The organism is Actinomadura sp. NPDC000929 (assembly GCF_040492065.1).
Lineage (GTDB): Bacteria > Actinomycetota > Actinomycetes > Streptosporangiales > Streptosporangiaceae > Spirillospora > Spirillospora verrucosospora.
The window spans coordinates 1-13468 of sequence record NZ_JBEUPA010000087.1; the positions used below are offsets into that span (position 1 = coordinate 1).

The following is a 13468-nucleotide window of genomic DNA, read 5'->3' on the forward strand; positions in this document are numbered from 1 at the left end:
CGCAGCGAGGAAATGGGTCAGGCCAAGCCCACTAGCTTGTACGTGAGTTCTGCCCCTCTCGCCGGGACAGTCGGCTCCTACCATTGGTAGGATTGCCGGGGTGCACCGCCCACGCGTAGGTCCCGGACGTGGCGAGGGCGAGCCCGGCCGTCCACGCCACGGTGACGGCCAGCCCGCCGAGGGCGAGGAGCGGCCCGACCAGCAGGTGGTACTGGAGCACCCGCCACAGCTCCGGCGAGCGGAGGTCGCGCAGGACGTCCCAGGCGCGCCCGCCGTCGAAGTCGGGCATGCGCGGGATGTCGAGGCCGAGCATCGCCCAGCACCGCTCCCGCTGCCAGGACGTCAGCGGGCGCAGGGCGAGCAGCAGCAGGATCGCCGACACGCAGGTGAGCACGAGGATCGGCGTCACCCGCACCGGCGTCCAGAGCGTCCAGAGGGATCCGAGGATCAGCCAGCCGGCGAGCTGCAGCGGCACCCCGGAGACGACGAAGACCGTGTCGCGCCACGCCGCGGCCGACCACGGAGCGCGCACGCGGACACGCCGGGCCGCGGAGAGGGATGCCATGGGGAAACCGTATTGCCCCACTTCGGGCGCCGCCATGAACCAGAGTGCAGGGCCGGGGGTGAACCCAGTGCCACCCCCGGTCGGAAGGGTGCGCTACTGATCCTGCGGCCGATCCCGGCGAGGCTTTGATCAGGCATCCGGACCGCGGATGCGCACCGATCACCGTCCGCAGGAGCCCCCCATGGTCGCCGTCCTCACCCGCCCCGGTCCCCCCTCGCCCCGTCCCGCGATCAGCGTCCGGCGCCGTCCGCGTCCCGGACGGTACGGGCCGCCGGGCGCCGTCGCGCGGCGCAGGGAGGGAGGACGGCGGCTCGGCTGGGCGTTCATCGGGGGCGCCGCCGCGCTGGTGCCCTGGATGTGCATGCTCGCCGCCACCATGCCGTCCACCGCCACGGTGTCGAACTGGTCCGCCGCCTGGGTGGGGCTGGACGCGATGGAGGCCGCCGCGCTGCTCGGCACCGGCGTGCTGCTCGTCCGCCGCGATCCGCGCCACGGCCTCGCCGCCGCCGCGGCCGGGGCGCTGCTGGCCGTGGACGCGTGGTTCGACGTGACGACCTCCGCGCCCGGCGCGGAGCGGACGGTGGCGATCGCCCTGGCGGCGGGGGTGGAACTGCCGCTGGCCGCCCTGTGCGCCGTCCTCGCCTCGCGGGCGCTCAGGCCGCGCGGGCCGGCGATCGACCATGAGATGAAGGACGGATGGCAAAGGCTTGTCGGGAGTACGCCAGACGGGTGAAACCAGACGAGCCGGACCTCTAGAGTGAACCTCACGTGGGGCCCTCTCGCGGGAGGGCCCTTTGCCCTGCCTGCACGATCAAAGGTCCCCCATCATGAACGACCACGAGGTGCACGAGGAGTGCCTGCGGCTCCTCCGGGACGGCCTTCCCGTCCCCGCTCCCGCCGCCTTCGCCGAAGGCCGGGACTACCTTCCGCTCGGGCTCGACAAGGACGGCGACATCGCCGTTGTCACGTTCCTGTACCAGTGGGGGGACTCCGCGTCCTCGTTCATCGAGGGCTGGACGTTCCACCGCCGCGACGGCGAGTGGATGGAGCTGGGCGGCGCGGGCGGATCGGCCCCCGAGGAACCGCTGGCGCGCCGCTCGTCCGGCGAGATGGGGCGCCACCTGCTCAAGTACGGGTCGGGCCGCACGGTCCGCAACGCCAACCGGCTGCTGCCGTGGGGCGCCAAGTGGGTGAACGAGGCGCGGCTGCGGGCCTCGGCCGAGGTCGCGCGGGTGCGGGTCGGCAAGCGGATCCTGGACGTCCCCGAGCACGGGCACGTCGTCGTGGTCTGGGGCGCCCGCCGGGGACCGGTCGTGGAGGCGCTCGCCGCCGACGGCGCGGTGCTGGACGTCATGGACCTGGACCGCCCGTCCCTCCCGATGCCGTCGCGGGCCTGATATTTGACCGCTCGTTCTTGAACGCTCTATCGTCGTCGGCATGGCACGGGCGAAGGAGTTCGATCCGGACGCCGCGCTGCGGCGCGCGCTGGAGCTGTTCTGGGAGCGCGGCTACGAGGCGACCTCCATGGCCGACCTGGTGGCCCATCTCGGCATCGCCCGGGCCAGCCTCTACGCCACGTTCGGCGGCAAGCGCGAGCTGTACCTGAAGGCCCTCGAACGCTACGTCCGCGACACCGACCCGAAGATCGCCGAGGCGCTGTCGCAGCCCGGGCCCGTGCTGCCCGCGGTCCGCGCGCTGATCGAGCGCTACGCCGCGGAGTCGGCGCGCGACCGGCCCCGGCTCGGCTGCCTCGTGGTGAACACCGCGGTCGAGCTGGCCGGGCGCGACCCCGAGGCCGCGCGCCTGGTCGAGGCGAGCTGGAACTTCCTGGAGGCCTCGCTCACCACGGCGCTGACCCGGGCGCGGGCCCAGGGCGAGCTGCCCCCGGACAAGGACCCCCGCGCGCTGGCCCGCCTCCTGCTCGTCCTGTTCCAGGGCATGCGCGTCCTCGGCCGCGCCCCCGCCGACGACCACCGCCTCCGCGACGCGACCCGCCAGGCCGCCGCCCTCTTCGTCTGACCCCGCCCTCTCTCCGAAGGCGGGCTTCTCTCGGCCCTTATTCAAGACCGTTCGTTCTAATATTCTGGGAGCTCGGCATGCGATTCGACAGCAAGATCGTTCTCATCACCGGCGGCGCGGGCGGCATCGGCCGCGCCGCCGCGCACGCGTTCGCCCGCGAGGGCGCGACCGTCGTGCTGGCCGGACGCGACGAGGCCGCGCTGACCGAGGCGGTGAAGGAGATCGGCTCCGGCCGTGCCGACCACGTCGTCGCGGACGTGACCGACCCCGCGTCGGCCGCCGGGATGGTCGAGGCGGTCGCGCGCCGCCACGGCGGCCTCCACGCCGCCGTCAACAACGCCGGGATCTTCGGCGCCGCGGGCCCCGTCGCCGACATCGACGACGACGCCTGGAACGAGGTCCTGGCGGTGAACCTGACCGGCGTGTTCCTGTCGATGAAGCACGAGATCGCCCACATGCGCGCCCACGGCGGCGGGACCGTCGTGAACGTCTCGTCCAACATCGGCGTGCACGGGCGCCGTCCCGGCCTCGCGGCCTACGCGGCCTCCAAGGCGGCGGTCAGCGTCCTCACCCGCACCGCCGCCCTCGACCACGTCGCTGACGGCGTCCGCGTCAACGCCGTCAGCCCGGGTGCCACCGACACGCCGATGTCGCTGCTCCCGGGCGAGACGCCCGCCGGGCGCGCCGAGCGGATGCGCGCCTCCGCGCCGTCCGGCCGGGTGTCCGAAACCGCGGAAGTGGCCGAGACCATCCTCTGGCTGGCCTCCGACGCCTCGTCCCACGTCATCGGGCACGACCTGGTCATCGACGGAGGCGTCACCGCCTGACGACGCTTTCGGGACGGCACACCGGGCAGACTCTCTGCATGGCCCTCACGCCCGACCACGACACCGAGCGCTTCCGCCTGGCCGCCAGGGTCATCAGGAAGTACCTGATCGGGGCGCGGAGCCTGCACGACCACATCGCCACCAAGCTGCTGGGCTCGGGCGCGTCCCGCGTCCTGGACATCGGCTGCGGGGAGGGCGCCCTCAGCGACGCCCTCCCCCACCCGCCGCCGTTCCGGCTCGTCGGGCTGGACACCTCCGCCGACCTCGTGTCCGCCCACCCGGCGCCCCGCCTGCGGGCCGACGCGCTGCGCCTGCCGTTCCGGGACGGGACGTTCGACGCCGCCGTGGCCGTGAACCTCCTCCCCCAGCTGGACGACCCCGACCGGGCGCTGCGCGAGGCCCGCCGCGTCCTCGCCCCGGGCGGCCTCCTGCTGGTCACCGCGATCTGCCGGACCGACAGCCCCGAGCTGTCGCCGGTGTGGCGCCCCGAGCCGACCACGTTCGACGCCGAGGAGGCCCCGGCCCGCGTCGGCGAGGTCTTCGGCGAGGTCGAGGTGGAGCGCTGGGACGCCCCGCTGATCACCCTCCCCGACGAGGCCGCCGTCCGCGAGTACCTGATCGCCCGCCAGGTCCCCCGCCCCCAGGCCACCGAGGCGGCCACCCACCTGAACACCCCGCTCCCGGTGACAAAACGAGGCTCCCTGGTCCTGGCCCGCCGCTGACCCCCCGCCACCACCGCAACCAAGCGACAGCCTCCACCCATGCGATCGCGCCCAAAGGCAGATTCGAGCAAAGCAAGAACCTGACCGCGCACCGACCCGCCAAACGAGCCGCCAGGCGAGCCGCCAGGCGAGCCGCCAGGCGAGCCGAAGCGATGCCAGCGATCACCAACCTTCATCCACTACCCCAGCCACCACCGCAACCACACAACAACCTCCACCAATGCGATCGCGTCCGAAGGCAGGTTCGAGCTTGCGAGAACCTGATCGCGCAGCGAGCCGCCAGGCGAGACGAAGCGATGCCAGCGATCGCCCGCGTTTATCGACGATGGAGGGCCGCCAGGCCCGAAGGAGGAGAAAAACGCAATAAAACTAGAGCCAGCCGAGGTCTTTGGCGGTGCGGGCGGCGGTGTGGCGGTTGTCGGTGCCGAGTTTGGTGACGGCGGCGGAGAGGTAGTTGCGGACGGTGCCCTCGGAGAGGCCCAGGGTGCGCGCGATGCGGGAGACGGGGGCGCCGTCGGCGGCGGCGCGGAGGGTGTCGAGTTCGCGGGGGGTGAGGGGGCACTCCTCGGCGGCGAGGGCGTCGGCCGCGAGCTGGGGGTCGATGTAGCGGGCGCCGCCGGCGACCTGCCGGACGACCTCGGCGAGACGGCGGCCGGGGGCGTCCTTGCCGAGGAAGCCGCGAACGCCGGCGGCCATGGCGCGGCGCAGGTTGCCGGGGCGGCCGTGCGCGGTCACGATCACCAGGCGGCAGTCGGGCAGCTCGCGGGCCAGGCGCTCGGCCGCGGCGAGGCCGTCCAGGCCGGGCATGTCGATGTCGAGGACGGCGACGTCGGGCCTGAGGGCGAGGGCGCGCTCGACGGCCTCGTCGCCGCGCCCGACGTCGGCGGCGACCTCGATGCCGTCCTCGGTCTCCAGGAGCAGGACGAGCGCCTCCCTGATCAGGAGGTGGTCGTCGGCCAGCAGCACGCGGATCATGCGTCTCCCTTCGCGGGGACGGCGGCCGTCACCCGGAACGTCCCGTCGCCCTCGGGGCCCGCCCGGAAGCGGCCGCCGGCGGCCGCGATCCGTTCGGCGAGCCCGGCCAGGCCGCTGCCGGCGTCCGCGGCGGCGCGGCGCGCGGCGCCGTCGTTGACGATCTCCAGCTGGACGCGGTCGCGGCCGGCCCGGACGGTGATCCGGCACCAGGTGGCGCTGGAGTGCCGCAGGACGTTCGTGGCGGCCTCGCGGGCGACCCAGCCGAGCGGCTCGTGGACGTGGGCGGGCAGTTCCGGCGACACCTCGGGGCGCTCGCAGCGGATCCCGGCGGCGCGCAGGACGGCGGACATGCCGTCCAGCTCGGTGCGCAGGGAGGTGGCGCGGTAGCCGCGGACGACCTCGCGCACGTCCCGCACCGCGTCCCGCGCCATCGTCTGGATCTCGGTCAGCTCCTTGCGGACGCGGCCGTCGTCGCGTTCGACGAACCGTTCGGCCACCTCGGCGCGCAGCGCGACGGCCTGGAGGCTGTGGCCGAGGACGTCGTGCAGGTCGCGGGCGAACCGGAGGCGCTCCTCCCCCACCGCGGACCGGGCGAGCTCGGCGCGCGCCTCCCGGAGCTCCTGCACGACGTGGAACAGCCAGACCGTGACGTATCCGGAGAAGGCGGCGAGCGGCACGGCCGCCGTCTCGTACAGGACGGTCAGCGCGGGGAGCCCGAGGAGCACGCCGTAGGCGGGGGTCAGGACGGTCGCCGCCGCGATCACGGCGACCGCCTCGCGCACCGGGAGCACGACGGCGATCAGCCCGGCGGGGACCAGGAGGGCGTTGCCCCAGCCCTGACCGGTGCCGAGCAGCGGGGGCAGCGCCCAGCAGACCGCCGCGACCGCGGCGAGCCCCAGCCTGTGCGCCGGGGCGGTGCGGCGCATCAGGTTCTGCCACAGGAGGCGGGCGTAGAGGGCGAAGGCGCCGCCGGTGCCGGCGAGGGCCAGGAGCAGGCGTCCGGCGTCCCGCCGGTCGACCGCCTCGTACCAGAGCGCCTGCAGCAGGGACCCGGCCAGCGTCAGCACGGTCATCCCCACGATGATCGCGGCGATGACGGTGGGACGGGGGATCCGGGGCTGCACGCGCCCAGCGTATGCGGCCGTCAAGGGGGGCGCGGGGGCTCAGGCGGCGCGGAGGCGGGCGGCGTCCCGTCCGGTGACCAGGCGGCCCTCGTCGAGGATCCCGACCCGGTCGGCGCGGCACGCCTCGCCCGGGTCGCGGGTCGCGACCACCACGGCGGCCCCGTCCGCGGTTACCCTCGCCAGGACGGACCACACCTCGCGCGCGGCGGCGGCGTCGAGCCCCGCGGTGGGCTCGTCGAGGACGAGCACGTCCGACCGTCCGACCAGGGCCAGCGCCAGGTCGAGCATGCGGCGCCGCCCCGCGGTCAGCCGCTCGAACGGCACGTCGGCGAGGCGGCTGAGGCCGACCAGCCGCAGCGCCTCGTCCCGGGTGAGCGGATCGAGGGTCCAGCGCCGCCAGGCGTCGACCACCTCGGCGACGGTCAGTCCCGGGAAGAGGCCCCCGTCGCGCCAGACGGCGGCGGCGCGCGCGGTGTCCCGGTCGGTGTAGGGGTCGGCGCCGCGGAGCCGGACGGTTCCGCCGGTGGGCCGCCGCAGCCCCGCGAGGATCTCCAGCAGGGCCGTCTTGCCGGAGCCGTAGCGGCCCAGCAGCGCGTAGACCTCTCCCCGCGCCACGGTGAACGAGACGTTGCGCACGGCCTCGTTCAGGTCCAGGTCGCGTACCTCGATCACAGGTGCCCTCATGGCCTCCATGCTGTCCGGCGGCGGCGCGGGCGTGCAGTCACGGACGTCAGGAAACGATCATGAAGTTCTCAGGGGCGGCCCATGACGGATGTCATGGTTCGGCGATCGCCCAGCCGGCGGGCGGGACGACGGCGCCGTCCCCGGTGAAGGCCGCGTCACCCGCCACGCACGTCCAGCCGGCGGCGGGCAGGGACACCTTCGCGGGCTCCTCGCCCGCGTTCAGCACGACGCCCAGCCGCTCCGGACCGTCCTCCACCGTGTAGGAGAATGCCGTGTTGGTCAAGGTGGCCGCCGTGGTCCGCGCCCGGACGAGCCAGGGGTGGCGCCGTCTCACGCCGATGAGGTCCTGGTGGAGGCGGTGGTGGGCGCCGCCGTGGCCGGGGACGTCGCCGGGCCGGGCGGGGAACGGCGGCCGTATGGCGTCGTCCCCGCCCTCGCGCTCCTCCTTGACGCCTTCGAAGGCGAACTCGTCACCGGCGTAGATGGACGGCACACCGCCGACGGTCATCAAGATCACCAGAGCGTGGGCCAGATCGCGCCGTTCGGTCAGCCGGGTGGCGATGCGGGTCACGTCGTGGTTGCCGAGGAAGGTCTGCGGGGCGAAGGTCGCCAGCATCCCGTTGTGGCGGTCCAGCGCATGGGCGAGCTCGAAGAAGTTCCGGTCGTTCAGTGAGCTCCAGATGGCCTTCCACAACTCGTACTGGGTGACGGAGTCGAATCCGGTCCGTTCCACAAGGCCCGCGTAGTCGCCGTGGATGACCTCGCCGACGAGCCAGGCATCGGGGAAGCGCGCGCGGACGCGGTCTGTGACCGTCCGCCAGAAGTCCGCCGGGACGGCGTAGGCGGCGTCGAGGCGCCATCCGTCCACGCCGCGCTCCAGCCAGTGGGTCATGACGTCGGTGACGTAGTCGGCGACCTCGGGTTCGGCGTGGTTCAGGGTCACGAGCCGATCGTGGCCCTCGAACGTGCGCAGGTCGTCGTGAAACCACTTCCTGTACGCCGAGCCCTCACCCTTGGCGGCCACATCGGCGAACGGAGGGAACCCGCGCCCGACGTGGTTGAAGACACCGTCGAGCAGCACACGGACGCCCTTACCGGACGCCTCGTCGATCAACCGCCGCAGGTCGCCCTCGCCGCCGAGCCGGGGATCGACCCGGTAGTGGTCGACGGTGTCGTAACCGTGCGTCTCGGACGCGAACACCGGCCCGAGCGCGAGGCCGTTGCAGCCGAGGCCGACGAGATGGTCGAGCCATCCGGCGATCCGGCCGAGCCGCGGCTCCGGGGCAGCTGCCCCGGGTTCGGCGGGCCAGGGTTCGGCGCCGACGAAGCCGAGGGGATAGACGTGCCACCAGATGGCGTGATCGGGCCAGCGCATGCGCGTCTCCCTACCCGCAATCGCCTGTGAAAGTCCGGCGGGCGGACCTCGCCCTCGCGCGGGCTAAGCGCGAACGAGAACCTCCGGGTGCAGTTCGTCCGGACGCTTGACGCCGGAAAGCGCCATCGTGAGCTCCAGTTCGGCCTGGAGGCAGCGCAGGACGTGTTGGACGCCCGCCTGGCCGCCCAGGGCCAGCCCGTAGGCGTACGGCCGCGCGACCAGGACGGCTTCGGCGCCCAGGGCGAGCGCCTTGACGATGTCGGCCCCGGTCCGGATCCCGCTGTCGAACAGGACCGTCGCCTGGTCGCGGACGGCCTCGACCACGCCGGGGAGCGCGTCCAGCGACGCGACCGCGCCGTCCACCTGGCGCCCGCCGTGGTTGGAGACGACGACGGCGTCCATCCCCTCGTCCACGGCCTGGCGGGCGTCGTCGGGATGCTGGATGCCCTTGAGCGCGATGGGCCCGTCCCAGTGCTCGCGCAGGAAGATCAGGTCGTCCCAGGTCAGGCTCGGGTTGCCGAAGTTGGCCACCCAGTGCAGGAGCGCCATGTCGCGGTTGGCCTCCGTCACCGGCCCGCCGACGGCCTTCTGGAAGACCGGGTCGCTGAAGTAGTTCGCTACGCCGATCCCCCGTAGGAACGGCAGGTAGGCCTGGTCCAGATCGCGCGGGCGCCACGCCAGCGTGAACGTGTCGAGCGTGACGACCAGGGCGGTGTACCCGGCCGACTTCGCCCGCTCCAGGAAGCTGACGGCGAGTTCCCGGTCCTTCGGCCAGTACAGCTGGTACCAGCGCGGCCCGTCCCCGTTCGCCTCCGCGACCTCCTCGATGCCGAACGAGGACGCGGTGCTCAGCACCATCGTCAGCCCCTCGGCCGCGGCCGCCCGCGCGACCGCCAGCTCGCCGTCCGGATGGAGGATCGACTGCACGCCGATGGGGCCGAGCAGGACCGGCGACGGCATCGGGGTGCCCAGCACGGTCACCGACAGGTCGCGCTCGGCGACGTCCCGCAGCATGCGCGGGACGATCCGCCACCGGTCGAACGCGGCGCGGTTCGCCCGCGCGGTCGCCTCGCTGCCCGCCGACCCGGCCACGTAGCCGAACGCCCGCGCCGACAGCGACCGCTCGGCGAGGCCCTCCAGTCTCGTCAGGTCCGTGGGCAGCGCCGGCAGGACGTCGCCGAGCCCCTGCAGATAGATCGAGTTCTGGAAGTCGGCCAGCCCGCTCAACGAAACCTCCACCTGCTCGACGAACTTCCCCCGGAGAAACCGGCAGGGTTCCCACCCAATCTGCCAGGTCCGCGGAGGTGACGAAACGGGATCGATCCGCCGACTCGGCCGGATCACCCGGTGAGGCGGGCGAAAGATGTCCCCGGGACCGGCCACAATGTGGGGCATGGCACGACGCGGATCCCAAGCCCCTCCACCTCCGCCGGACTTCGAGGAGAACATCGTCGACGTCGACGTCTCCGACGAGATGCGCGGCAGCTTCCTCGAATACGCCTACTCGGTCATCTACCAGCGGGCCCTTCCCGACGCGCGCGACGGCATGAAGCCCGTCCAGCGGCGGATCCTGTACTCGATGAACGAGATGGGGCTGCGCCCCGACCGCGGGCACGTCAAGTGCGCCCGCGTCGTCGGCGAGGTCATGGGCAAGCTGCACCCGCACGGCGACAGCGCCATCTACGACGCGATGGTGCGGATGGCGCAGCCCTGGGCCATGCGGATGCCGCTCGTGGACGGGCACGGCAACTTCGGGTCGCTCGGCGGCGACGACATGCCCGCCGCCATGCGGTACACCGAGGCGCGGCTGTCCCGCGAGGCGATGCTGATGGTCTCCTCCATCGACGAGGACACCGTCGAGTTCCGGCCCAACTACGACGGGCAGGAGCAGGAGCCGGAGGTGCTGCCCGCCGCGTTCCCGAACCTGCTGGTCAACGGCGCGTCCGGCATCGCGGTCGGGATGGCCACGAACATGGCGCCGCACAACCTCGGCGAGGTCGTCGCCGCGGCCCGGCACCTGATCGACCATCCGGACGCCACGCTGGAAGAGCTGATGCGCTTCGTGCCCGGCCCCGACCTGCCCACCGGGGGCAAGATCGTCGGGCTGGACGGCATCCGCGACGCCTACGAGCGCGGCCGGGGGACGTTCCGCACCCGCGCCACGGTCTCCATCGAGAGCGTCACGCCCCGCCGCAAGGGCATCATCGTCAGCGAGCTGCCCTACGCCGTCGGTCCCGAGCGGGTGAAGGCCAAGATCAAGGAACTGGTCAACGCCAAGAAGATCCAGGGCATCGCCGACCTGAAGGACCTCACCGACCGCACCGTCGGCCTCCGCCTGGTCATCGAGATCAAGAACGGCTTCAACCCCGAGGCCGTCCTCGCCGACCTCTACCGGCTGACGCCGATGGAGGAGACGTTCGGCATCAACAACGTCGCCCTGGTCGACGGCCAGCCCCGCACGCTCGGGCTGCGCGACCTGCTCCAGGTCTACATCGACCACCGCATCGACGTCGTCCGCCGGCGCTCCCTGTTCCGGCGCAGGAAGCGCGAGGACCGCCTGCACCTGGTGGAGGGCCTGCTCGTCGCCCTGCTGAACATCGACGAGGTCATCCAGGTCATCCGGCAGAGCGACGACGCCGCCCAGGCCAAGCAGCGCCTCATGCAGATCTTCGAGCTGTCGGAGATCCAGGCGCAGTACATCCTCGACACCCCGCTGCGCCGCCTCACCCGCTTCGACCGGCTGGAGCTGGAGAAGGAGAAGGAGCAGCTCGCCAAGGAGATCGCCAAGCTGACCGCGATCCTCGACTCGGAGCGCAAGCTGCGCGGCGTCGTCTCCAAGGAGATGGGCGAGGTCGTCAAGGAGTTCGCCACCCCGCGCCGCACCATCCTGCTGGAGTCCTCGGGCCAGACCGCCGCGAACGCCGTGCCGCTGGAGGTCGCCGACGACCCGTGCACGGTGCTGCTGTCCGCCACCGGCCTCATGGCCCGCACGCACGACGCCTCGCCCCTGCCCGACAGCGGTCCCCGCGCCGCGCACGACGTGCTGGCCTCGGTCGTGCCCGCCACCGCCCGCGGGCAGGTCGGCGCGGTGACGTCCCTGGGCCGGATGATCCGCGTCGACGTCCTCGACCTGCCGACGCTGCCGCCGTCCGCGACGCCCCCGTCCCTGGCGGGCGGGGCGCCGGTCACCGAGTACGTCGATCTGGAGCCCGACGAGACGGTCGTGGGCATCGCCTCCGTCGGCGAGGAAGGCGGCGGCCTGGCGCTGGGCACCGCCCAGGGCGTGGTCAAACGGGTGGTCCCCGACTTCCCCGCCAACCGCGACGAGTTCGAGGTCATCGGCCTCAAGGACGGCGATCGCGTGGTCGGCGCCGTCCAGCTGACGTCCGAAGAGCAGCACCTGGTCTTCATCAGCACCGACGCCCAGCTCCTGCACTTCCCCGCGTCCGTCGTCCGTCCGCAGGGACGGGCCGCCGGCGGCATGGCGGGCATCAAGCTCGGCTCCGGCGCGAGCGTCCTGTGGTTCGGCGCCCTCGACCCGTCCCGCGAGGCCCGCGTCATCACGGTCTCCGGCTCGTCCTCGGCGCTGCCGGGCACCCAGACCGGCGGGATCAAACTCGCCGACTTCGCCGACTTCCCGTCCAAGGGCCGCGCCACCGGCGGCGTCCGCGCCCACCGCTTCCTCAAGGGCGAGGACGTGCTGCTCCAGGCCTGGGCGGCCCTGACGCCCCTGCGGGCGGCGGGCGCCGGCGGCAGGCCCGCGACGCTCAACGTCACCCTGGGCCGCAGGGACGGCTCCGGCGAGCCGCTGGACACGCCGCTGACCGCCGTCAGCGGTCCGATCGGCCCGGCCCCCGAAGAAGCGCCCCCCGAAGAGGAATGACGCGAAAGGCCCCGGGCGATCGCCCGGGGCCTCCGCCCCTCACTCACCGTCCGGCGGCTCGGAGGCGGCCGGGACCGGCGGAAGGGGTCGACGTCAGTCGGCGCAGATCGCGTAGACGCTGATGCCGACGTCGTTGTAGCCGATCTGGCGGCCGAGCGCGATCCAGCCGCGACCGTCGTCGGTGGGGAACGAGCCCACCAGGATGGCGCCGTTGCCGCGCGCCTCCCCGCCGCCGCCGAGGACGTGCTTGGTGCCCGGGCAGACGACGACCCGCCGCTGGAAGTTGGGGACGTTGGCGTTCGGCAGGGCGACGATCTGATAGCCCGGCGGAACGGCGGCGGCCCGGGCCGCGGCGGGCTTGGCGGGGGTCTGGGCGGGGGTCTGGGCGCTGGCGACTCCGGCGGTGACCAGGCCGGTCACCGCGGCGGTCGCGGCCAGGGCCAGAGCCGTGGTCTTGATCGACGACATATGTTCTCCTTCGACGGTGGCTCCCCACCGCCGGTGCCCACGCGCACCCCGGGACGCGGGGTGTGTCTGAGGCGTGAGCGGCGGCAGGTGAGCCGGGGGGACCGAACACAAGGAGTGTTCATCACGTCACGCTCGGCTGCCAGACGCCTCGGCGACTCACTTGATTACGGAGCGTGCACATACCGGGATTGAGAGCGGACCCTACCCACTCTTTCCGGCTCTCACCTGCAGTGAGCGATGAGTTACAGAAAGCGAGCGGCCGGATGCGGCCACTCACAGTTCACGCCTTCGAGGTCACCAGGCCGCCGGACACGGCGACAGAAGGCACGGCACCGGACACGGTTCCCGCACCTTCGTCGGCGGACGCGCCGATGGCGACAAGGTCGCTCCACCCCCGGCAGAGACGCGGCGACGCCTTCCCCAGGCCGTCAGGTCTCGATGTCGTCGGGGCCCCAGTGGGCCTCCATCCGGACGATCTTGCCTTCGGCGTTGAAGGTCATGACGTCGATGGCGTGGACGCGCAGGCCCGGGACGTCGACGGTGAAGGCCATGGCGGCGCGGTCGCCGTGGGAGCCGCGGATGGGGGCGTCCAGGGTGAGCTTGGCGCCGCCGGCGATGGCGTTGGCATAGAACTCCTCGATGGCGGCCCGGCCGCTGATCGGGGGGTGGCCGACCGGGTCCTCGATGACGGCGTCGTCGGCGTAGAGGCCGGAAACGGTCACCGCGTCGGCTGCGTTGAAGGCGTCGACGTAGGTCTGGAGCGCTTGCTTCATGTGGTCCTGGGAGGGCATGCCCGAAGCCTAGCAAGCGATCGCTTGGTAACCGG

At 72.9% G+C, this 13468-nt stretch carries 14 protein-coding genes; 6 read left to right on the top strand and 8 right to left on the bottom strand.

All coding sequences use genetic code 11. From position 1 onward, the window contains the following. Window positions 1-31 precede the first annotated feature (31 nt). Window positions 32-565: a sensor domain-containing protein gene (locus ABWI04_RS26345; RefSeq protein WP_353834114.1), complete on the bottom strand. Its 534-nt coding sequence runs from the start codon at window positions 563-565 to the stop codon at window positions 32-34. A gap of 181 nt (window positions 566-746) precedes the next feature. Here ABWI04_RS26345 and ABWI04_RS26350 point away from each other — a divergent pair, with 181 nt between their 5' ends. The 5 genes from ABWI04_RS26350 (at window position 747) to ABWI04_RS26370 (ending at window position 4133) form a co-directional block, all read left to right on the top strand. Continuing rightward, on the top strand, window positions 747-1298 hold the full coding sequence (locus tag ABWI04_RS26350; protein ID WP_353834115.1) for a hypothetical protein: 552 nt from the start codon (window positions 747-749) through the stop codon (window positions 1296-1298). A 94-nt stretch (window positions 1299-1392) separates the two neighbouring features. Continuing rightward, the gene (locus tag ABWI04_RS26355) at window positions 1393-1962 is read left to right on the top strand and encodes a hypothetical protein (RefSeq protein ID WP_345185615.1); all 570 of its coding nucleotides are present in this window, start codon (window positions 1393-1395) and stop codon (window positions 1960-1962) included. Between the two features lie 40 nt (window positions 1963-2002). Further along, window positions 2003-2584 carry a TetR/AcrR family transcriptional regulator gene (locus ABWI04_RS26360; RefSeq protein WP_353834116.1) on the top strand — a complete coding sequence of 194 codons (582 nt, stop codon included), beginning with the start codon at window positions 2003-2005 and terminating at the stop codon, window positions 2582-2584. 77 nt (window positions 2585-2661) lie between these two features. Beyond that, window positions 2662-3411, top strand: coding sequence for an SDR family NAD(P)-dependent oxidoreductase (locus ABWI04_RS26365; protein ID WP_353834117.1), 750 nt, complete (start codon window positions 2662-2664; stop codon window positions 3409-3411). Window positions 3412-3449: 38 nt separating this feature from the next. Continuing rightward, window positions 3450-4133 (top strand): class I SAM-dependent methyltransferase, encoded by a 684-nt coding sequence (locus ABWI04_RS26370; RefSeq protein WP_353834118.1) that lies wholly within the window; start codon window positions 3450-3452, stop codon window positions 4131-4133. A 369-nt stretch (window positions 4134-4502) separates the two neighbouring features. On the opposite strand, the gene ABWI04_RS26375 is transcribed toward ABWI04_RS26370, so the two are convergent. From ABWI04_RS26375 to ABWI04_RS26395, 5 genes are all read right to left on the bottom strand, one after another. After that, window positions 4503-5108: a response regulator transcription factor gene (locus ABWI04_RS26375; protein WP_345185599.1), complete on the bottom strand. Its 606-nt coding sequence runs from the start codon at window positions 5106-5108 to the stop codon at window positions 4503-4505. Continuing rightward, window positions 5105-6232: a sensor histidine kinase gene (locus tag ABWI04_RS26380; protein ID WP_353834119.1), complete on the bottom strand. Its 1128-nt coding sequence runs from the start codon at window positions 6230-6232 to the stop codon at window positions 5105-5107. The genes ABWI04_RS26375 and ABWI04_RS26380 overlap by 4 nt, the downstream gene beginning before the upstream one ends. 39 nt (window positions 6233-6271) lie before the next feature. Beyond that, window positions 6272-6916 carry an ATP-binding cassette domain-containing protein gene (locus tag ABWI04_RS26385; protein ID WP_353834120.1) on the bottom strand — a complete coding sequence of 215 codons (645 nt, stop codon included), beginning with the start codon at window positions 6914-6916 and terminating at the stop codon, window positions 6272-6274. Between the two features lie 91 nt (window positions 6917-7007). Then, the gene (locus ABWI04_RS26390) at window positions 7008-8291 is read right to left on the bottom strand and encodes an alpha-amylase family protein (protein WP_353834121.1); all 1284 of its coding nucleotides are present in this window, start codon (window positions 8289-8291) and stop codon (window positions 7008-7010) included. Window positions 8292-8354: 63 nt separating this feature from the next. Continuing rightward, window positions 8355-9518 (bottom strand): lactate 2-monooxygenase, encoded by a 1164-nt coding sequence (locus tag ABWI04_RS26395; protein ID WP_345185586.1) that lies wholly within the window; start codon window positions 9516-9518, stop codon window positions 8355-8357. 166 nt (window positions 9519-9684) lie between these two features. On the opposite strand from ABWI04_RS26395, the gene ABWI04_RS26400 reads away from it, so the two are divergent. Beyond that, window positions 9685-12174 carry a DNA gyrase/topoisomerase IV subunit A gene (locus ABWI04_RS26400; protein WP_345185583.1) on the top strand — a complete coding sequence of 830 codons (2490 nt, stop codon included), beginning with the start codon at window positions 9685-9687 and terminating at the stop codon, window positions 12172-12174. Window positions 12175-12267: 93 nt separating this feature from the next. Here the strand turns inward: ABWI04_RS26400 and ABWI04_RS26405 are convergent, their stop codons facing one another. Together ABWI04_RS26405 and ABWI04_RS26410 are read right to left on the bottom strand one after the other, a co-directional pair. Continuing rightward, entirely contained in the window at window positions 12268-12642 is a 375-nt protein-coding gene (locus ABWI04_RS26405) for a hypothetical protein (protein ID WP_353834122.1), read from the bottom strand. A 428-nt stretch (window positions 12643-13070) separates the two neighbouring features. Then, the gene (locus tag ABWI04_RS26410) at window positions 13071-13433 is read right to left on the bottom strand and encodes a nuclear transport factor 2 family protein (protein ID WP_345185575.1); all 363 of its coding nucleotides are present in this window, start codon (window positions 13431-13433) and stop codon (window positions 13071-13073) included. Between the last annotated feature and the right edge of the window lie 35 nt (window positions 13434-13468).